Source organism: Morganella sp. TYF_1 (assembly GCF_043105645.1).
GTDB lineage: Bacteria > Pseudomonadota > Gammaproteobacteria > Enterobacterales > Enterobacteriaceae > Morganella > Morganella morganii_B.
Map to the genome: position 1 here is coordinate 20,731 of NZ_JBICLU010000011.1, position 20,635 is coordinate 41,365.

Annotated in this window: 21 protein-coding genes; 9 read left to right on the top strand and 12 right to left on the bottom strand. The window is 52.4% G+C overall.

Annotated features, from left to right (window positions below; all coding sequences use genetic code 11):
• Positions 1-10: 10 nt before the first annotated feature.
• The 8 genes from rseP to rpsB form a co-directional block, all read right to left on the bottom strand.
• Entirely contained in the window at positions 11-1,366 is a 1,356-nt protein-coding gene (gene rseP, locus ACF8OF_RS03330) for a sigma E protease regulator RseP (protein WP_262860741.1), read from the bottom strand.
• 26 nt (positions 1,367-1,392) lie between these two features.
• Positions 1,393-2,250 (bottom strand): phosphatidate cytidylyltransferase, encoded by an 858-nt coding sequence (gene cdsA, locus ACF8OF_RS03335; protein ID WP_279799074.1) that lies wholly within the window; start codon positions 2,248-2,250, stop codon positions 1,393-1,395.
• Positions 2,243-2,956: a polyprenyl diphosphate synthase gene (gene uppS, locus ACF8OF_RS03340; RefSeq protein ID WP_051583066.1), complete on the bottom strand. Its 714-nt coding sequence runs from the start codon at positions 2,954-2,956 to the stop codon at positions 2,243-2,245. Before uppS ends, cdsA begins: the two co-directional genes overlap by 8 nt.
• Positions 2,957-3,221: 265 nt before the next feature.
• Complete coding sequence (ispC, locus tag ACF8OF_RS03345; RefSeq protein WP_262883681.1) at positions 3,222-4,418, bottom strand: 1-deoxy-D-xylulose-5-phosphate reductoisomerase; 1,197 nt, start codon at positions 4,416-4,418, stop codon at positions 3,222-3,224.
• Positions 4,419-4,573: 155 nt separating this feature from the next.
• Positions 4,574-5,131: a ribosome recycling factor gene (frr, locus tag ACF8OF_RS03350; RefSeq protein WP_004242216.1), complete on the bottom strand. Its 558-nt coding sequence runs from the start codon at positions 5,129-5,131 to the stop codon at positions 4,574-4,576.
• 118 nt (positions 5,132-5,249) lie between these two features.
• A complete protein-coding gene (gene pyrH, locus ACF8OF_RS03355; protein WP_015422460.1) occupies positions 5,250-5,978 on the bottom strand; it encodes a UMP kinase in 729 nt (242 codons plus the stop codon).
• A gap of 120 nt (positions 5,979-6,098) precedes the next feature.
• Positions 6,099-6,950, bottom strand: a complete 852-nt coding sequence (tsf, locus tag ACF8OF_RS03360; RefSeq protein ID WP_025153754.1) for a translation elongation factor Ts — start codon at positions 6,948-6,950, stop codon at positions 6,099-6,101.
• Between the two features lie 140 nt (positions 6,951-7,090).
• A complete protein-coding gene (gene rpsB, locus ACF8OF_RS03365) occupies positions 7,091-7,810 on the bottom strand; it encodes a 30S ribosomal protein S2 (RefSeq protein WP_004242214.1) in 720 nt (239 codons plus the stop codon).
• Positions 7,811-8,171: 361 nt separating this feature from the next.
• On the opposite strand from rpsB, the gene map reads away from it, so the two are divergent.
• The 5 genes from map (at position 8,172) to ACF8OF_RS03390 (ending at position 13,858) form a co-directional block, all read left to right on the top strand.
• The gene (gene map / locus ACF8OF_RS03370; RefSeq protein ID WP_392495718.1) at positions 8,172-8,969 is read left to right on the top strand and encodes a type I methionyl aminopeptidase; all 798 of its coding nucleotides are present in this window, start codon (positions 8,172-8,174) and stop codon (positions 8,967-8,969) included.
• Positions 8,970-9,047: 78 nt separating this feature from the next.
• Complete coding sequence (locus ACF8OF_RS03375; RefSeq protein WP_392495720.1) at positions 9,048-9,764, top strand: hypothetical protein; 717 nt, start codon at positions 9,048-9,050, stop codon at positions 9,762-9,764.
• Positions 9,765-9,848: 84 nt separating this feature from the next.
• On the top strand, positions 9,849-12,503 hold the full coding sequence (gene glnD, locus ACF8OF_RS03380; protein ID WP_392495721.1) for a bifunctional uridylyltransferase/uridylyl-removing protein GlnD: 2,655 nt from the start codon (positions 9,849-9,851) through the stop codon (positions 12,501-12,503).
• A 37-nt stretch (positions 12,504-12,540) separates the two neighbouring features.
• Positions 12,541-13,365 carry a 2,3,4,5-tetrahydropyridine-2,6-dicarboxylate N-succinyltransferase gene (dapD, locus tag ACF8OF_RS03385; protein WP_004242209.1) on the top strand — a complete coding sequence of 275 codons (825 nt, stop codon included), beginning with the start codon at positions 12,541-12,543 and terminating at the stop codon, positions 13,363-13,365.
• A gap of 106 nt (positions 13,366-13,471) precedes the next feature.
• On the top strand, positions 13,472-13,858 hold the full coding sequence (locus ACF8OF_RS03390) for a DUF3461 family protein (protein ID WP_004237217.1): 387 nt from the start codon (positions 13,472-13,474) through the stop codon (positions 13,856-13,858).
• A 56-nt stretch (positions 13,859-13,914) separates the two neighbouring features.
• Here the strand turns inward: ACF8OF_RS03390 and ACF8OF_RS03395 are convergent, their stop codons facing one another.
• The 4 genes from ACF8OF_RS03395 to syd form a co-directional block, all read right to left on the bottom strand.
• A complete protein-coding gene (locus ACF8OF_RS03395; RefSeq protein ID WP_392495722.1) occupies positions 13,915-14,364 on the bottom strand; it encodes a flavodoxin in 450 nt (149 codons plus the stop codon).
• 41 nt (positions 14,365-14,405) lie between these two features.
• Positions 14,406-15,179: a tRNA pseudouridine(65) synthase TruC gene (gene truC, locus ACF8OF_RS03400; protein ID WP_199914305.1), complete on the bottom strand. Its 774-nt coding sequence runs from the start codon at positions 15,177-15,179 to the stop codon at positions 14,406-14,408.
• Entirely contained in the window at positions 15,176-15,499 is a 324-nt protein-coding gene (locus ACF8OF_RS03405; RefSeq protein ID WP_262860748.1) for a YqcC family protein, read from the bottom strand. The genes truC and ACF8OF_RS03405 overlap by 4 nt, the downstream gene beginning before the upstream one ends.
• 412 nt (positions 15,500-15,911) lie before the next feature.
• Positions 15,912-16,463, bottom strand: a complete 552-nt coding sequence (gene syd / locus ACF8OF_RS03410) for a SecY-interacting protein (protein WP_262860749.1) — start codon at positions 16,461-16,463, stop codon at positions 15,912-15,914.
• A 108-nt stretch (positions 16,464-16,571) separates the two neighbouring features.
• Here syd and queF point away from each other — a divergent pair, with 108 nt between their 5' ends.
• From queF to ACF8OF_RS03430, 4 genes are all read left to right on the top strand, one after another.
• Entirely contained in the window at positions 16,572-17,423 is an 852-nt protein-coding gene (queF, locus tag ACF8OF_RS03415; RefSeq protein ID WP_392495724.1) for an NADPH-dependent 7-cyano-7-deazaguanine reductase QueF, read from the top strand.
• 60 nt (positions 17,424-17,483) lie between these two features.
• Positions 17,484-18,851, top strand: a complete 1,368-nt coding sequence (gene ppnN, locus ACF8OF_RS03420; protein WP_262860751.1) for a nucleotide 5'-monophosphate nucleosidase PpnN — start codon at positions 17,484-17,486, stop codon at positions 18,849-18,851.
• 56 nt (positions 18,852-18,907) lie between these two features.
• The gene (xni, locus tag ACF8OF_RS03425; RefSeq protein ID WP_392495725.1) at positions 18,908-19,672 is read left to right on the top strand and encodes a flap endonuclease Xni; all 765 of its coding nucleotides are present in this window, start codon (positions 18,908-18,910) and stop codon (positions 19,670-19,672) included.
• 228 nt (positions 19,673-19,900) lie between these two features.
• Positions 19,901-20,596: a DUF3592 domain-containing protein gene (locus tag ACF8OF_RS03430; protein ID WP_392495727.1), complete on the top strand. Its 696-nt coding sequence runs from the start codon at positions 19,901-19,903 to the stop codon at positions 20,594-20,596.
• The last annotated feature ends 39 nt before the right edge of the window (positions 20,597-20,635 follow it).

Genomic DNA, 20,635 nt, shown 5'->3' on the forward strand with positions numbered 1-20,635 from the left:
CTTCTTTAATCTAGAAGCGGGAGAAATCATTGAAAAGTGCAAGCCCCATCAACAGTACCAGTGCCATTACACCAATACGATAACTGAAGTCTTGTACACGCTCAGACACCGGCCCGCCTTTTATCTTCTCGATAAGCAGGAATAACAGGTGTCCACCATCTAAAACTGGCAGCGGGAACAGATTTATGATCCCTAAATTGACGCTGATGAGCGCCAGAAACATCAGATAATACACTAAGCCGGAATCGGCGGAAATACCGGCACCTTTCGCAATCGATACCGGACCGCTGAGATTATTCAGTTTTACATCACCGGTCACCAGCTTACCGATCATCTTCACGGTCAGATTCATTAACTGCCAGGTTTTCCCGGTCGCCTCGGCAACTGCTTCCACCGGCCCGTACTGATGTTCCGTAATATACTGCGGGTCGAGCGGAATAACCTTTAATTCGACACCGGCAAAACCAATTTGTTTACTGCCGCCGCTGTTTTTTATCTCCGGTGTGAGAGGCACATTAATATGCTCTCCGCCCCGCTCAATCAGTAAATCGAGCGTTTTACCGGGACTATTACGTACAAAGAGCGTAAATGGCTGCCAAACCGAAAGCGGCTCCCCGCTTACTTTAACGATCCTGTCCCCCGGTTGTAAACCGGCTTTTTCAGCAGGCCCCCCGGGGGTCAGTGCATTAATCTCATTGCTGACCGTTGCGGACACCGGCATGATCCCCAGAGACAGAACCGCGTCCTGTTTTTCCGGGTCAAATTTCCAGCGGGTAAGATCCAGACGCTTTTCTGCCGGTGCGGATCCCGGTTCCGGAATCACATTCAGAACGGTAAAATCATCCCCGATTTTACTGATCATCGCCATCCGCACACTATTCCAGTCAGGCGTTTCGATACCGTCAACGGCATTTAGTTCCATTCCGGGCAAAATATTTGCCTGTTCTGCGACCGATCCCGCGCGGATATCCGCCACCACCGGGCGAACTGCCGGCACACCGATCATAAACACAATCCAGTACGCCACGATAGCTAACAAAAAGTTAGCGATCGGCCCGGCACTGACCACCGCCGCCCGCTGACCGACAGTTTTGTTATTGAACGCCTGATGACGGCGCTCCGGCGCCACCGGTGCCACACGTTCATCCAGCATTTTGACATAGCCGCCGAGCGGGATCATGGCGATGACAAATTCGGTTCCGTGTTTGTCTGTGCGCCGCCAGAGTGCTTTACCGAAACCGACCGAGAATCGTTCGACAAAAATACCGCAGCGCCGGGCCACCCAAAAGTGCCCGAATTCATGTACGGTAACCAAAATCCCCAGTGCGATAATAAAAGCGGCTGAGTTCCAGAGAAAAGTCATCATGCGTTTTCTGTCTGCTCCCGGTGTGCTTAAAAGCCGGAGAATACTAACAGGATCAGACCGGCAAATACCGGCACTGCTGCGGTCAGGCTGTCAATGCGATCCATCACACCGCCATGTCCCGGGATCAGCTGACTGCTGTCCTTCACGCCTGACTGGCGTTTAAACATGCTTTCGGTCAGATCACCGAACACGGAAATCAGAACCACAATCACTGACACAATAATCAGGTTTTCCGGCAGTGTCTGTAACGGCGAATAGTGGCTGAACAGCCAGGACACCAGACCGGCGGTAATCAGGCCACCGGCAAGACCTTCCAGGGTTTTTCCCGGCGAGACACGCGGTGCCATTTTGTGTTTACCCAGCAGGCGGCCGAAGGCATACGCCCCGGAGTCCGCCGCCCAGACCAGCAGCATGACATACAGCAGCCACCAGGCACCCTGATACACATCACCGGCCGCATATCCCTGGTTGCGCAGTACCATCATGCCGCTGTAAAACGGAACAATGGTCACCACACCGAAGATCAGGCGGATAATCACAGAATCTTTCCACAACGCAGCGGATTTCGGAAAACTGATCACCAGCAGCACCGCGCAGACCCACCAGACCAGCGCGGCCCACAGGCTGACCTGCACTGTCGTATCCGCCATCAGATTACTCATATCCAGTGTCAGCTGCCACGCAGTCAGACCGGCGGCAAACAGCACACCGGTAACAATACGTTGTCCGCTACCTTTCAGACCGGCAAACTGCGCCCATTCCCAGCCGGCCAGACCACATACAGCAATCACCACCCAGCCGAAATGCTGTGGCGCGAGCATAAACATCGCCAGCAGGACCAGCGGAATTAAAATAATGGCAGTAATTAGACGGTACTTAAGCAACATTTCCTCCCGGAGCCTGCTCAGACTGATCATCAGGTGTGGTTCCGCCGAAACGGCGCTCACGCTGTGTAAAAGAGGTTACCGCATCGCTGAATGCGTTTTCATCAAAGTCAGGCCACAGCACTTCTGTAAAATAAAATTCGGCATACGCAACCTGCCAGAGCAGGAAGTTACTGATACGATGCTCACCACCGGTCCGGATCACGAGATCAATCGGCGGCTGGTCATGAAGTGAGATATGACGGCTGATATCCTGTTCGCTGACATCCTCAGCGGACAGTTCCCCGCGCTGCACCTGTGCTATCACCTGTTTCACACTGTGGGTGATATCCCAGCGCCCGCCGTAGTTGGCGGCGATATTCAGCTGTAAACCGGTATTATTGGCGGTCAGCACCTGACCGCGGCGGATGCGCTCCTGCAGACGCGGACTGAACCGGCTGATATCACCGATAACGGATAATCTGACATTGTGTTTGTGCAGGCTTTTGACTTCGTTATCCAGCGCAAAGACAAACAACTCCATCAGTGAGTGAACTTCCTGTTCAGGACGGTTCCAGTTCTCACTGCTGAAGGCATAAAGTGTCAGGGATTGTATCTGGTTTTTGATGGCAAAACTGACCGAGCTGCGGACCGATTTGATCCCTGCGCGATGGCCGGAAACCCGCAATTTTCCGCGTTTTTTTGCCCAGCGGCCGTTGCCGTCCATAATAATGGCGACATGCTGAGGTCCCGGCTTTTCTGAGGCATTTTCACTGGATACTGTCACGCAAGTTAATCCTTTGAGGTATCGGTTAATACATGGCGTCAGACACAAAAACACCGTGCAGGTTCACGGTGTTGTCTCTGTTTGTCAGTGATAGCGTCATGGTGTCATTAACCGGTCATTAAAAATCTGATTTACAGAAATCGCAACGCTGAACTATATCACTTGCGCTATTCACCGACAAACGCAACCCGTTAATATAAATTAATTACTTCGCGATTTTTCCGATTGATTTGCGGGTCAGTTCCCGCGCCTGTTTATCAATAATAAGGACATCATCAATTGACTGAGGTTCCGTAAACCGGTGATTTTCCACTACCATACGGTTTATTTGCGCGATATCTGTGAAACGGATTCTGTTTTGTAAAAATGCCTGCACGGTTTCTTCATTCGCGGCATTCATTGCCGTGGTTGCCGCCTGCCCGTCATCACAGGCGTCGATCGCCAGTTTCAGGCACGGATAACGGTTATAATCCGGCTCAGTGAATGTCAGGCCGCCCATGCGGGTGAAATCAAGACGTTCAGCCCCGGCGGTGATACGCTCCGGATAACTCATGGAGTAACTGATCGGGGTACGCATATCCGGGGTGCCCAGCTGCGCGATAATGCTGCCGTCAGTATAGCGGACCATGGAGTGGATCACCGACTGCGGATGCACAATCACTTCCATTTGTTTCGCTGATGCATTAAAGAAATAACGCGCCTCAATATATTCAAGACCTTTATTCATCATCGTGGCGGAATCCACGGAAATTTTACGTCCCATTGACCAGTTCGGGTGTGCGCAGGCCTGATCCGGGGTCATATTAGCCAGTTCAGATAAGGTGGTTTCGCGGAACGGGCCGCCGGAGCCGGTCAGGATAATGGAATCAATACCGGCGGCAGTCAGGTCAGCATGCCCGAGCGATAACTGTACGCCGGTTGGCAGGGACTGGAAAATCGCGTTGTGTTCGCTGTCGATAGGAAACAGTTCAGCGCGGCTGGTGCTCATGGCGGCAAAAAACAGACGCCCGCTGGTGATCAGCGCTTCTTTGTTTGCCAGCAGAATACGCTTGTCCGCACGGATAGCCGCGAGGGTCGGCAGCAGCCCGGCCACACCGGTAATGGCAGCCATGACCTGATCCACCTCATCAAGCTGAACCACTTCACAGATAGCGGCACTGCCGCTGAGCACTTCGGTTGCACTGCCGTGGAGTTTCAGCTGAATGCGCAATTCACCGGCAGCCACTTCGTCGGATAACACCGCATAGCGGGGTTTAAATTCCAGACACTGTTCAAACATCGTCTGGACATTTTTCCCGGCAGCCAGAACCACCGCACGGAACAGATCCGGATGCTGACGAATAACCGAGAGTGTGTTTTTACCGATAGATCCCGTGGATCCGAGAATGGCCAAACCTTTCATGATAAATACTCAATGTGACTTTATCGTTATTTCGAATCGCAAAAGTATAGCACTTTGGTCAACGGAGGGTGAGAAGTCATTTCCGCAACTGATAAGTAAAAAAATAGTGCCGTCAGGCACTATTTCTGTATGTTCTGTTCAGCACAGCATCCGGATCAGAATTCCATCAGCTCTTTTTCTTTTGCTGCCAGTGCATCATCGATTTTTTTGATAAACAGATCCGTCATTTTCTGAACGTCGTCCTGGGAACGGCGATCATCATCTTCACTGATTTCTTTGTCTTTCAGCAGTGCTTTGACTTTATCGTTCGCGTCACGGCGGACGTTACGCACAGCAATACGACCCTGTTCAGCGTCACCGCGGACGACTTTGATCAGGTCTTTACGACGTTCTTCAGTCAGTGCAGGAAGCGGAACACGGATAACCGTACCGGCAGATGACGGGTTTAAACCGAGGTCAGAGGCCATAATCGCTTTTTCGATAGCCGGTGACATGGAACGGTCAAACACAGTGATAGCCAGGGTGCGTGAATCTTCCGCAACCACGTTAGCTAACTGACGCAGCGGAGTCGGTGTACCGTAATATTCAACCACGATACCGTCCAGCAGGCTCGGGGAAGCACGGCCGGTGCGCACTTTACTGATTTGGGATTTCAGCGACTCGACGCATTTTTCCATGCGTTCCTGCGCGTCTTTCTGGATTTCATTAATCACGTTATGAGTCCTTGGAAACGGGTAATTTTTCAGACCGTGCCTGTCGCGCGGCCCGCAGTATAATTTTGGCGAATCGATTTATAAATGATACCGTCAAATTCCGCCGGTGTCCCGGCGTTTAGTCACGCGAAATCAAGGTACCTTCGTTCTCGCCCATCACAACACGGCGTAATGCGCCGGGTTTGTTCATGTTGAAAACACGGATTGGCAGGTTATGGTCACGGGCCAGGGTAAAGGCCGCCAGATCCATTACTTTCAGTTCGCGTTCCAGCACATCCTGATAGTTGAGTTTTTCATACAGCACCGCATCCGGGTCTTTGGCCGGATCGGCTGAGTAAACACCATCCACTTTTGTGGCTTTCAGCACCACATCCGCTTCAATTTCGATCCCGCGCAGACAGGCCGCAGAATCTGTGGTAAAGAATGGGTTGCCTGTTCCGGCAGAAAAAATAACCACACGACCGTGACGTAAAAGACTGATTGCCTCAGCCCAGCTGTAATTGTCACAAACGCCGTTGAGCGGAATCGCAGACATCAGCCGCGCATTCACATAAGCGCGATGAAGTGCATCACGCATTGCCAGACCGTTCATCACGGTTGCCAGCATACCCATATGGTCACCGACAACGCGGTTCATACCGGCTTCGGCCAGGCCTGCGCCGCGAAACAGATTGCCCCCGCCAATAACGACACCGACCTGAATCTGCAGTTCAACCAGTTCCTTAATTTCCTGCGCCATACGGTCAAGTACAGTCGCATCAATTCCGAAACCTTCATTCCCTTGTAAAGCCTCGCCACTGAGCTTCAGCAGAATACGTTGATAAACAGGTTTTGCATTGGTAGCCATGGTGTTCTGTCCTAAACAGATGAATTTATTGCCAGAGATACCCGGACGGATGCCCGGATGATAAACAGGGGTACGACAGATAAAACAGAACCGCCTTCCGGCGGCTCTGATATGCAATGATTATTTGCTCATTGCCGCGACTTCTGCAGCGAAGTCAGCTTCAGCTTTCTCGATACCTTCACCCACTTCGAAACGGATGAATGCAGTCACGTCTGCTTTGTTTTCTTTCAGCAGGTCGCCGACAGATTTGCTTGGTTCCATAACGAACGGCTGACCGGTCAGAGAGATTTCGCCGGTGAATTTGTTCATACGGCCGATAACCATTTTCTCTGCGATTTCCTGAGGTTTACCGGACTGCATTGCGATATCCAGCTGGATTTGTTTCTCGTGAGCAACAACATCAGCAGGAACATCTTCAGGTTTGGTATATTCAGGTTTGCTTGCCGCAACGTGCATAGCAATGTGTTTAACCAGTTCTTCGTTTGCGCCGGTTGCAGCAACCAGAACACCGATACGTGCGCCGTGCATGTAAGAACCAACGATGTCGCCTTCTAAGATAGCAGCGCGACGGAAGCTGATGTTTTCACCGATTTTAGCAACCAGTGCAACACGCTGTTCTTCGAATTTCGCAACGATAGCTTCTGCATCAGCCGTTTTCTCAGCCATAACGAAATTCAGGATGTCCTGTGCGAATGCCAGGAAACCGGTATCTTTTGCAACGAAGTCTGTTTCACAGTTAACTTCGATCAGTGCGCCGAATTTAGCATCTGCGCTGACTGCAGATAAGATAACGCCTTCAGCAGCAACGCGGCCTGCTTTTTTCGCTGCTTTTGCCTGGCCGGATTTACGCATGTTATCGATAGCTAATTCGATATCACCGTTTGCTTCAACCAGTGCTTTTTTACATTCCATCATACCTGCGCCAGTACGTTCACGCAGTTCTTTTACCAGTGCAGCGGTAATTCCAGACATGTTATTTCCTCGATGAGCCTGCAGAAACTGTTTCTGCAGGGAGTTGTTCGTATATCAGATGCGTATAGGGAGCCATGACGGCTCCCTAACCATTTGCAGCAATACCTGGTTAATAAGAGCGCTCAGAGAGCGGACTCAGATTATTCAGCGGCTAATTCTTCAGCCTGAACAGCCAGATCCTGTGAACGGCCTTCGCGGACAGACGTCGCGACTGCGCCCAGGTACAGCTTGATTGCACGGATTGCATCGTCGTTACCAGGGATGATGAAATCAACACCGTCCGGATCAGAGTTAGTATCAACGATAGCAAATACAGGGATACCCAGGTTGTTTGCTTCTTTGATTGCAATGTGCTCGTGCTCAGCATCGATAACAAACAGAGCGTCAGGTAAACCGCCCATGTCTTTGATACCGCCCAGGCTATTTTCTAACTTACCAAGTTCACGGGTACGCATCAGCGCTTCTTTCTTGGTCAGTTTGTCAAAAGTACCGTCCTGAGACTGTGCTTCCAAATCTTTCAGGCGTTTGATTGACTGACGGACTGTTTTCCAGTTAGTCAGCATACCGCCTAACCAGCGGTGGTTCACGAAGAACTGGTCACAGCTGATTGCAGCTTCCTGTACCGCTTCGCTTGCAGCACGCTTGGTACCTACGAACAGGATTTTACCTTTGCGTGAAGCGATTTTGTTCAGTTCAGCTAATGCATCGTTGAACATCGGAACAGTTTTTTCCAGGTTGATGATATGCACTTTGTTACGGGCACCAAAGATGAATGGTTTCATTTTCGGGTTCCAGTAACGAGTCTGGTGACCGAAGTGAACGCCCGCCTGGAGCATATCGCGCATGGAAACAGTAGCCATTTTAAACCTCTGTAAATAATAAGTTGGGGTTATGCCTCCACGAATCCCATGCTGCCGACTCCCTGTCAGCGTTAAGCTTCGGAGCACCCCGGCGCACGTGCCGATTCGTGTGTGTTATAACAGTTGAGTTAATTTAAGTTTCCGGCAACCGGGCAAAATACACGGAATGCCGGCGCGCTTTATACCATAAAAGCCGCAGTGATACCACATTTTCTTCAGTTTTCATGCCGGCGGTTATCCGTTGTCTGCCGGGTTTCCGCGCAATGATTGGCATCCTTTTCTCCGGCTGATAACATACTGCGTCTCAGTACCAGTTTCCTAAGTAAAGTAACGGGCATTCCCGGTTCGGATATCAATAATTATGGCAATTACAATCAAAACAGAAGACGACATCGCGAAGATGCGTGTCGCCGGTCGTCTTGCGGCTGAAGTGCTCGAAATTATCGCCCCGCATGTTGTGCCGGGTGTCAGTACCGGTGAACTCGACCGCATCTGTCACGAGCATATTACGGTAAAACAGCAGGCCATTTCCGCCTGTCTCGGTTACCACGGCTTTCCGAAATCTGTCTGTATCTCCGTCAATGATGTGGTCTGCCACGGCATTCCGAGCGAAGATAAAATCTTAAAAAACGGTGATATTGTGAACATCGATGTCACTGTTATCAAAGACGGGTTCCACGGCGACACCTCCGCCATGTTTATCGCCGGAAAACCGACGATTCAGGGTGAGCGTCTGTGCCGCGTGACACAGGAGAGCCTCTATCTGGCACTGCGTATGGTCAAACCGGGCATCCGCCTGCGGACTATCGGCGCAGCTATTCAGAAATTCGCGGAAGACCATGATTACTCTGTCGTGCGCGATTACTGCGGTCACGGTATCGGCGAAGGTTTCCACGAGGAGCCGCAGGTGCTGCATTATGACGGTGATGACGGCGGCGTGGTGCTGAAAAAAGGCATGGCATTTACCATCGAACCGATGCTGAATACCGGTGATTACCGCATCCGTACCATGAAAGACGGCTGGACTGTCAAAACCAAAGATCGCGGTTTATCCGCACAATATGAACACACGCTGGTTGTCACCGATGACGGCTGTGAAATCATGACCCTGCGTAAAGATGAGGAAGGTGTGCTTTCCCGTATTCTCGTTGCGCAGTAACCGCTCTGTATTCATGTCCGGCGCACATGCCGGGCATGATACCTCCCCGCCGTCAGGACGCTGAGGAATAAAACCTGCATGACGACTTCCCCCCGGAAATCCGCCTGTATCATTATTGGTATTGCCACACTGATCCTGCTTGTCATGCTGGTGCCGTTTTATTTCCTGACCAAATCGTTCGGCTGGTGGCAAAAAGAGTTTGTTGCGCGCGGGTATGCTGTCGGTGTGCAGATCCACCAGAATATTTACGAACTGAATCTGTTTGATCTGGCCTTTACCAAACCAATGTTTGATCATCAGTCAGTGTATGTCCCGGCAAGCAGACTGGGCTCCTATTTCACGCTGATTGCATTGTCACAACAGTCGTTTCCGACACGGAAAAATATCCTGCTGCCGACAGAAAATCCCTATTTCAACGGCCGGATCAGCATCACTGCCCTGAATATTGATACCACTGCGCTGTCAACCGAGAGCAGGCAGTACCTGAATGCCGGGGAGAGCTACCGTATCACCCGTCTGACCGCCTCACCGGATCGCGTGCTGTTCAGTTTCAGTACCGATGATAACGCGCCGGACATCCTGCAATCCTCCCCGTACCTGAAGGATATCGTCAATCAGGGCATGTGCCGCACAGACGGACAGAGCAGCGGCTGCGGGATCGCCGAAGATACCTATATTAATCTCAGTGATGTCCTGCATAACTACTTCCGCAGCTGCCTGATTTACCGGGTGGATGATGAAAACAAACGCATTATTCTGCAGTTTATCCCGATGCCCGGCCCGGTGCTGATATAACCCCGGCGGACCGGCAAAAAACTGGTTATTTCCCCGCTGACGCAGTAACCTTGCAGCAGAACGCCTCTGCCACAAGGATCCCGTATGGACAACGCCCGGAATACCGCATCAGCCCTGAAACCCGCCTCGCCGTTATCCTTTACTGATGATGATTTGCAGCTGCCGGTGCTGCGCGAACACCTGGAACATTACCGCCGCTGGCAGGCGGAGGCTTTCCGCGAAGGCCAGCCGGTTCATACCCTGCTGCTGACCCGCAGTGATTATATCGATCAGCTGCTGATCCGCCTGTGGCAGTTTTTCCGTTTTGATGAGGTGGCGGATTTCGCCCTGGTGGCAGTCGGCGGTTACGGTCGCCGGGAACTGCACCCGCTGTCGGATATCGATATCCTGCTGCTGAGCAGAGCCCCGCTGCCGGCAGTACTCACGCCGAAAATCGGTGAGTTTATTGCGGTACTGTGGGATCTGAAACTGACGGTCGGCCACAGTGTCCGCACCCTCGATGAGTGTCTCCGCGAAGGGCTCGGCGACCTGACTGTCGCCACCAACCTGATTGAATCGCGCCTTATCTGCGGCACTCTGCCGCTGTTCCTGCAGTTACAGCGGCAGATATTTAATGACAGCTTCTGGCCGTCACCGCGCTTTTTTGCCGCCAAACTGGCAGAGCAGAAAGAGCGCCACGCCCGCTATCACAGCACCAGTTATAACCTGGAGCCGGATATCAAAAGCAGTCCGGGCGGACTGCGTGATATCCACACCCTGCTCTGGGTGGCCCGCCGTCATTTCGGCGCGACATCGCTGTATGAAATGGCCGGTTCCGGATTCCTGACCGATGCCGAGCGGGAAGAGCTGAATGAGTGTCTGGATATGCTCTGGCGCATCCGCTTTGCCCTGCATTTGTCACTCAGCCGCTACGACAACCGCCTGCTGTTTGACCGCCAGCTCAGTGTGGCGGAGCAACTGGGGTATGACGGCGAACACAATCAGCCGGTCGAGCGGATGATGAAAGCCTATTACCGCGTCACCCGCCGCGTGTCCGAACTCAATGAGATGCTGCTGCAATTGTTCGACGAAGCGATTCTGCACGCCGGGCACCACGATACCCCCAAACCACTTGATAAGGATTTTCAGCTGTACGGCCACCGTATCGGGCTTATCCGTGATTCGCTGTTCAGTGAGGATCCCGCTGCCATTATGCGGATGTTTTACCGCATGGCCTGCGATGACACCATCACCGGCATTCATTCCGGCACACTGCGTCAGCTGCGCCATGCCCGGCGCCACCTCAGTCGCCCGCTGATGGAGTATCCGGAGGCCAGAGAACTGTTTATCGCGATCCTGCGCCATCCGCGTGGTGTGAGTGCCGCGTTTGTTCCGATGCACCGCCACGGCGTGCTGGGTGCCTATATGCCGCTGTGGGGCAATATTGTCGGGCAGATGCAGTTCGATCTGTTCCATGCCTATACCGTGGATGAACACACACTGCGGGTGCTGGGAAAAATCGATACTTTCAGGCTGGAATCTGAGCGGGTGAATCATCCGGTGTGTGTGGATGTCTGGCCGAAACTGCCGCAGCCGGAACTGCTGCGCCTCGCGGCTCTGTTCCACGATATCGCCAAGGGCAGACAGGGCGATCATGCCGTTCTTGGTGCGGCAGATGCACGGGAATTCTGTGAATATCACGGCCTGAATGAAGCAGATACCGATCTGGTCAGCTGGCTGGTGGAAAAACACCTGCTGATGTCGGTGACCGCACAGCGCCGGGATATTCAGGATCCGGAAGTGATCCGTACCTTTGCCGCTGAGGTACAGAGTACAGAGCGGCTCCGTTACCTCATCTGCCTGACCGTTGCCGATATATGGGCGACCAATGCCTCACTCTGGAACGGCTGGCGGCGCAGCCTGCTGCGCGAGCTGTTTATCAGCACCGAGAACCAGTTATTACGCGGAGTGCATAACAAACCGAATCTGCGCCAGCGGATCCGCCACCACCGCGATCGTGCGCTGGCGCTGCTGCGTCAGGACGGTGCCGATGAGCAAAAACTGAACCGGTTCTGGTCGCGCTGTCATGCGGATTATTTTCTGCGCCATACCCCGGAGCAGCTTGCCTGGCACGCCGGGGCGCTGCTGAAAAATGATATGGCATCACCGTTGATCCTGATCAGTAACCAGCGCAGCCACGGTGGCAGTGAGATTTTTATCTGGTGCAACGACCGTCCGTCCCTGTTTGCTTCGGTGGTCAGCGAACTGGATCGCCGCAATCTCAGTGTTCAGAATGCCCAGATTTTTACCAACCGCGACAATATGGCAATGGATTCCTTTGTGGTACTGGAGCCGGACGGCAAGCCTCTCGCTGCCGATCGTCATGATACCATCCGCAAAGCACTGGCGCGTGCGGTCACCACAGACTATGTGCCGAACCACCGCACCCGGACCGCGCCCGCCAAACTGCGCCATTTTGATGTGCCGACGCGGGTGAAGTTTATTCACAATAAACGCGGACTGCGCAGCTACATGGAATTGTATGCGCTGGATAAACCCGGACTGCTGGCACAGGTCGGTCAGATTTTTGCCGGACTGGATCTTCAGCTGCACGGCGCGCGTATCACCACAACCGGCGAAAAAGTCGAGGATATTTTTATTCTGACGGATAAGGATAATAAAGCGCTGGATAAAAATATTCAGGAAGAACTGACTGAGCGGTTGACAAAAGCCCTCAATTCAAAGGATAAAACAGAGTAAATTCATCAAAGCACCAGATAAAAGGAAACAAACACCGATGCAGCAATTACAGGCCATTATTGAATCCGCCTTTGAAGATCGCGCCGCTGTGACACCGGCAACTGCCACCCCGGCACTGCGTGACGCAGTTAATCAGGTGATTGAGTTACTGGACAGCGGAAAACTGCGGGTCGCTGAAAAAATCGGCGGCACCTGGGTGACACATCAGTGGCTGAAAAAAGCAGTGCTGCTCTCTTTCCGCATCAGTGACAATCAGGTGATGGACGGGGCTGAATCCCGTTACTTTGATAAAGTCCCGATGAAATTCGCGGATTACGACCAGGCGCGTTTTGAGCGCGAAGGGTTCCGTGTGGTACCGCCTGCGGCAGCCCGCCGTGGTGCGTTTATCGCCCGCAATACCGTGCTGATGCCGTCTTACGTCAATATCGGTGCCTATGTGGATGAAGGCACAATGGTGGATACCTGGGCGACAGTCGGCTCCTGTGCGCAGATCGGTAAAAACGTGCATCTCTCCGGCGGTGTCGGTATCGGCGGGGTATTAGAGCCGTTACAGGCCAATCCGACCATTATCGAGGACAACTGCTTTATCGGCGCGCGTTCCGAAGTGGTGGAAGGGGTGATTGTGGAAACCGGCTCGGTGATTTCCATGGGCGTGTATATCGGTCAGAGCACCAAAATTTATGATCGCGAAACCGGTGAAATCCATTACGGTCGTGTCCCGGCGGGCTCTGTGGTGGTCTCCGGTAATCTGCCGTCAAAAGATGGCCGTTACAGTCTCTATTGTGCGGTGATTGTCAAAAAAGTGGATGAAAAAACGCGCGGCAAGGTCGGAATTAATGAATTGTTACGCACCATAGACTAATCTCAGAAATAGCGGATAATAACTCCGCTATTTTTTTATCCGTGCATCTTATCTTCCGCCTTTTGCGGCGGAAACAGGACAGAATAACAATCAATAGGTGGCGCACATGTACGACAATTTAAAAAGCCTGGGAATTACGCATCCTGAAGATATTGATCGCTATACGCTTCGCCAGGAAGCGAACAATGACATTCTGAAAATCTATTTCCGCAAGGATAAAGGTGAGTTTTTTGCCAAGAGCGTGAAGTTCAAATACCCGCGTCAGCGCAAGACTATCCAGGATGCACAGGGTTTCAAAGAGATTAATGAGATCAACAGCAACCTGCGTTATGTCATTGAAGAGCTGGATACCATCTGCCAGCAGACCGAAAGCGCAATGCCGGAAATCGACCTGAAACGTAAGATCCTCGACGATCTCCGCCATCTGGAGCATGTGGTGTCCAATAAGATCGCCGAAATTGAAAGCGATCTGGAAAAACTGACCCGCAAGTAACCGGATGAAACAGTGCCGCAGTGCTGCAACGCCGCTGCGGCATTAATTTTCCGTGATCAGCTGACCAGTGCCGCCCAGGTTTTCAGCCACGGCTGCGCAAACTCTTCCGGTGCAGCAACGTCTGCGCCGTCAATCACCAGCATCTCGCCGATACGCTGCGCATGCTGTTCCTGCAGTAACTCATTGAACTGACGACCGCCGCCGGCGAAATTATCATAACTGCTGTCACCCAGCGCAATAATACCGTAACGCAGTGACGGCTGGTAACCGATGTCATCCCGCAGACCGGCAAACAGTCCGCGGATATTATCCGGCAAATCGCCCTGCCCGGTGGTGGAGGTGATCACCAGCACCACATCCGTGAGATAATCTTTCCACTGCGACAGTTCCGGTTCATCAAATAACACCACTTCATGACCGGCCTGCTCCAGAATGGTCTGCGCCTCTTCCCCCACAGCCAGCGAGTTGCCGTAAACTGTGCCGATAAAAATACCGATACGTGCCATTATCCGTCCTTTTTCATCAGTAAAATCAAATTATTAATAAATCAGGGTAATGTCCAGCCAAGCTGTTCCGCCACCCGCTGCCAGGTTTCATCAAAACCGGCATGCAATACCAGCGGCTCTCCGCTGACCGGATGTGTCAGCGCCAGTTCCGACGCGTGCAGCATCAGCCTGCGGCTGCCGAAATGTTCTGTAAAGCCCCGGTTCTGACGCAGATCGCCGTGTGCGGTATCACCGATAATCGGATGCCGCAGATGCTGCATATGGCGGCGCAGCTGGTGTTTACGTCCGGTTTCCGGTTTCAGTTCTGTCAGGGTAAAACGGGAGGTGGGATAGCGCCCGATAGCCACCGGACATTCCACTTTCGCCAGCGGGCGGTAGTGTGTCACCGCCGGTTGCGCCGGTTTTTCCGCCGCAAATTTATCAGCAATTTTATCCAGCTCCTCCACCAGCGGGTAATCCAGCGTCGCCGTTTCTTCTATCCAGCCGCGCACCACCGCATGATAGGTTTTCTGCATTTCATGCCGTTCAAGCTGTTGTGACAGCAGCCGCGCCACCTCTGATGACAGCCCCATCAGCAGCACGCCGGAAGTCGGTCTGTCGAGACGGTGAACCGGAAAAACATGCTGACCTATCTGGTCGCGCAGTGTCTGCATCACAAACACCGTTTCATGACGGTCAAGCCAGCTGCGGTGTACCAGCCATCCGGCGGGTTTATTCACCGCGACGATATGTTCATCCTGATAACAGATTTCCAGTAATGGTTTTTCCGGTAATGATTTTTCCGGTAATGGCGTGTCCTGCAATGATCGTGTCACGCGAAAAGCCCGTCCAGTGCCCGTAAATGGTTAAGCAGCACCAGATAGCGTGCGGCCTGGTCATCTCCCCGGTAATGTTCTTCAAAATACGGGGCTATCTGAAAGGCGGACGGCAGTGCCGCGCCCTGCTCAATCATGGCATACAGACGCGGGATAAGGATCCACTGTAACCATTCGTGGGCATTCATGGTATCCACCGCAAACGGCAGTTCACTCTCAAATGCATCTGCCGCCGGAGGCTGCCCCTGCCACAGATCGACGGCGCGCATCTCGTTCTCGATGTCCGTCAGGATCGCAGTAATCTGCTGATGTTTTGTCATAACTGAAACCTGTTTACGCTGTAAAATTCATTTTCCGCAGCCAATGCCGCTGATATCTGTAGCGTAACATTGAGGTCAGATAAGTAAAAATCAATTCCTGTCCGGAAGACATAAAAAGGCATAACGGGGATTTGCGGGAGGATTAAAAACGAGGGGGAAAATCCCCCTCGTTTCTAATAAAATAACATCCTGTCTCTGCTGAAAATACATCCGTGTATTTCCGTCCACTTCCTTATGGGCACGGACAGCATGCCGCAGCACGGCGTGGCAGGCAATAATACCGGCGCTAAATCACCGTGGTATAAAAATATCAATTAACTGAATTTAAAGATTATTTTCAGTAATCCGCAATTTCCCGGCAAGTGGTATTACAGTTATCTCCGGTAAAATCCCACACCGCTGTCAGTGATATTTATACCGGGCATACCGCCGTCAGCTGTGACAGGAACGATGCGGTGTCCGCTGCCAGCACACGGCGTTTTGTGGTGCCGAACGTTTCAAGGATCACTTCACCGTTCAGATTACAGACAGAAATCATGTCGAATTCCGATTCCAGCGTGGCGATAAACTGTGTCGGCGGCAGTTTCAGGCGGCGCTGCGTAACCAGATGACCAATCAGGTTTTCCTGTAAGCGGATAAAATCATCCTCACTCCAGACCTGTACCAGACTGAGCTGAATGTCCTCGAAAACAGCCTGCATATCCCCGGCAAACTGCTGTGTGTAAAATTCACTGATATCCGGGTGCAGCTGAATATCCAGTGCTTTTTCAACCGGCTGCAAATGCGTGTCTGCGGTGAATTTCGCCGGTTCCCAGTACACACACTCATCACCGGTGCGGATAATACACGGGGAAGGAATACCATAAAGATCGTGACTGATCGGCGGTAAACCTGTTTTTTCCTGCCATAAACCGACATAATGCCGGGTAAACTGATGTAACGCCTGAGAAACTGTGCGGGTCATATCGCAAAACCTGTTAAACATAAAAGTATCATGCCGCTATAGTAACGTATGACAGACTGTATTGGCGACAGGCGGTACTATTTTTCACCTGAGGTAAAAGGGTTATTTATGTCTCTGTATGAAGGAAAGGCGGAACTGGCGTCACTGACGCTCGGTAAAAAAACCGGTTATGAGCAGCATTACAATCCCGCTCTGTTACAGGGTGTGCCGCGCAGCCTCAACCGGGATGCACTGCATCTGCATGCGGATGATCTGCCTTTTCGCGGCGCAGATCTGTGGACCCTCTATGAGCTTTCCTGGTTACAGCCGAACGGCGTGCCCTGCGTTGCGCTCGGCTATGTTTCTCTTGATGCCGCCGGGCTGAACCTGATCGAATCCAAGAGCTTCAAACTCTATCTCAACAGCTTTAACCAGACAGTATTTGCCTCTGCGGATGATGTCCGCCGCACACTGGAACAGGATTTAAGCGCCTGCGCACAGGGAGCGGTGACGGTGGAACTGCTGCGCCCGGATCAGTTCACGGAACAAAAAATCATTGATTTTACCGGCGAATGTATTGATTATCAGGATATTACGATTACGGATTATCAGTTCAGCAGTGATTATCTTATTGATGCCGTCAATGAAAATGACGATGTCGTTGAAGAAACGTTAGTCAGCCACCTGCTAAAATCAAATTGCCTGATTACACAGCAGCCTGACTGGGGCTCCGTTGCCATACAGTATCGCGGGCCCAAAATTGATCGTGAAAAACTGCTGCGGTATCTGGTGTCATTCCGCAACCATAACGAGTTTCATGAGCAGTGTGTTGAGCGGATTTTTACCGATCTGAACACACACTGCCGCCCGGTTGCCCTGACTGTCTACGCCCGTTATACACGGCGCGGCGGGCTGGATATCAATCCGTGGCGCACCAATACGGACTTTACACCGTCTGCGGACCGTCTTGCCCGTCAGTAAGGCAGACAGCGCGCAACCTGTACGACTACAATTTATCCACGGGATAACAAGGAGTTTTACTTGATCACACATATCAGCCCGTTAGGCTCTATGGATCTGCTTTCCCAGCTTGAAGTTGATGTTCTGAAACGGACAGCAAGCAGTCACCTGTACCGTCTGTACCGCAACTGTTCGCTGGCGGTGCTGAATTCCGGCAGCCAGATGGATAACAGTCATGAATTACTGTCCCGTTTCCCGGATTTTGATATTAACGTACTGCGCCGTGAGCGCGGGGTAAAACTCGAACTGGTGAACCCGCCGCAGAATGCGTTTGTTGACGGCAAAATTATCCGTTCACTTCAGGCGAACCTGTTTGCCGTGCTGCGCGATATTCTGTTCGTCCAGACCCAGATCACCGATGCCGAGCGCTGCCGCGGCCTGAATCTGGACAACAGCGCGCATATCACCAACCTGATTTTCTTTATTCTGCGTAACGCCCGCGCCCTGCATATTGATGAAGATCCGAATATGATCGTCTGCTGGGGCGGTCACTCCATCAATGAAACCGAATACCTGTACGGGCGTAAAGTCGGCAACGAGCTGGGGCTGCGTGAACTGAATATCTGTACCGGCTGCGGGCCGGGTGCCATGGAAGCGCCGATGAAAGGCGCGGCTGTCGGCCATGCCCAGCAGGGGTACAAAAACAGCCGTTTTATCGGTCTGACCGAGCCGTCCATTATTGCCGCCGAGCCGCCTAACCCGCTGGTCAACGAACTTATCATCATGCCGGATATCGAAAAACGGCTGGAGAGCTTTGTCCGTCTGGCACACGGGATCATCATCTTCCCGGGCGGCGTCGGCACAGCTGAAGAGCTGCTCTACCTGCTGGGGATCCTGATGCATCCTGACAACAAAGATCAGGTGCTGCCGCTGGTGCTGACCGGGCCGAAAGAGAGCGCTGACTATTTCCGTGTGCTCAATGATTTCGTGATCAACACCCTGGGCGAAGAAGCCACCCGCCATTATCAGATCATTATTGATGATCCGGTGGAAGTTGCCCGCGTGATGAAGCGCGCCATGCCGGAAGTGAAAGACAACCGCCGCAGCACCGGGGATGCTTACAGCTTCAACTGGTCGATTAAAATTGCCGGTGATCTGCAGCATCCGTTTGAGCCGACCCATGAAAATATGACCGCGCTGAACCTGTACCGCAATCAGGAGCCGGAAAAACTGGCGGCCGATCTGCGCCGTGCGTTCTCCGGTATTGTCGCCGGTAACGTGAAAGAAAACGGTATGCAGGCCATCGCACAGCACGGGCCGTTCAAAATCCACGGCGAAGAGGCCATTATGCAGCGGATGGATGTGATGCTGCGCGGATTTGTGGAACAGCACCGGATGAAATTACCGGGCGGCACGGCTTACGAGCCATGCTACGAAATCATCCGCTGATACTTTTTCTCTGAACTGTTTCCCCGCCGCCGGCGGGGAAATTATATATAACGACTATGATCCATTTACTGATTATCGATGCAATGAATCTGATCCGCCGGATCTACGCCGTGCAGAGTCAGTCCGGCCTGCTGGTCTGTGAACAGGCGCTGATGCAGATCCTGAATCACGCACAACCGACACACGCGGTCACGGTCTTTGATGAAGACGACCGCCGTCACAGCTGGCGTCATCAGCTGCTGCCGGGTTACAAAGCCGGACGCAGTGAGATGCCGGAGGTTGTCCGGCAGGAACTGCCGCTGCTGCGGGAAATGTTTGCCCGTCACGGTATCAAAGCATGGCATTCCGAAGGGGATGAGGCGGATGATCTCGCCGCCACACTGGCACACAAAGTCGGTCAGGCGGGACACAGAGTGACGATTGTCTCCACCGACAAAGGCTACTGCCAGCTGCTCTCCCCGCAGATTCAGATCCGCGACTATTTTCAGAAACGCTGGCTCGATATGCCGTTTATTGCCGCTGAATTTGACGTTACCGCGCAACAATTACCGGATTTCTGGGGCTTAAGCGGTATCAGCAGCAGTAAAATTCCCGGCATCACCGGTATCGGCCCGAAAGCAGCATCCGCGCTGCTCGGCACCTTTGCCGATCTGGATTCACTCTACAGCAATATTGACCAGGTGCCGGAAAAATGGCGTCAGAAACTGATCGACGGAAAAGCCATGGCTTACTGCTGCCGTGACGTCGCCACCCTGAAGCGGGATCTGCATTTACAGGGAAATCTCAGTCAGCTGCGTTTACCGGCAGGAAAAAAACCTTAAACCAGATAAACGGAATGCCTGCATTTACTCAGCGTCGCTATATTGCCGGTACTTTTGTGGTAATCGGCATGATCATACTGCCGGCAGCAGCCTGTCTTGCCTGTTTCGTTTCTGCCTCGTCCGGAATAATCCCGTCCGAATTTAACTTAAGTTGAAATCGTTAGGTAAACCGCCGGGCATCCTCTACACTCTCCGCGTTATTAACATTAACCAGCCGACGGATGGCCTATGTTTACGAAAGCACGCATTGTTTTAGGGATTTTTGCTGTTGTTGGTTTGCTGATGCTGATGGGCGGCAGCTACTTTTACCTTTCCGGTTATTCACAGGAAAAAAACGGGATTGTGGTCAGCGGACAGATCATCGATCTGTCTGTTCATCGCTCGGATAACGGCACGTCATATTGCCCGGTGGTGAAATACACTGACGGGCAGGACGAGTATGTTATGAAGTCCTCTTATTGCAGCAGCGGATACCGCAATGCACTGGGTGACGATATTGATGTGATTTACCCGCCGGGCAGCCCGGATCACGCAGTTATCCACTCCTTCGGCGGCCTGTACGGCGGAGCTGTGGTTCTTCTCGGGATGGGGGCAGTATTTGCCCTGGGCGGCACTCTGCCGCTGGCTGTCATGTATCTGCGGGGGAAATCCGGTCAGCGTCTGCTGCGGGAAGGGATGCCGGTCAACGCCCGGTTCACTGACGTGATCATGAACACCATGATCAGTATTAACGGACGCAGCCCGTTTCAGATTGTGGCACAAGGGTATAACAGCGCTGACAATACAGTGAAACTGTATTACAGCCACAATCTTGCATTTGACCCGGCACCGTTTATTCATCAGGAATTTATTACTGTTTATGTGGACCAGAAAAATCCGGATAAATATTACATGGATACTTCTTTCCTGCCGAAAGTGAAGTGATACAAAAAAGAATCCCGGCAATCATTGCCGGGATGACTC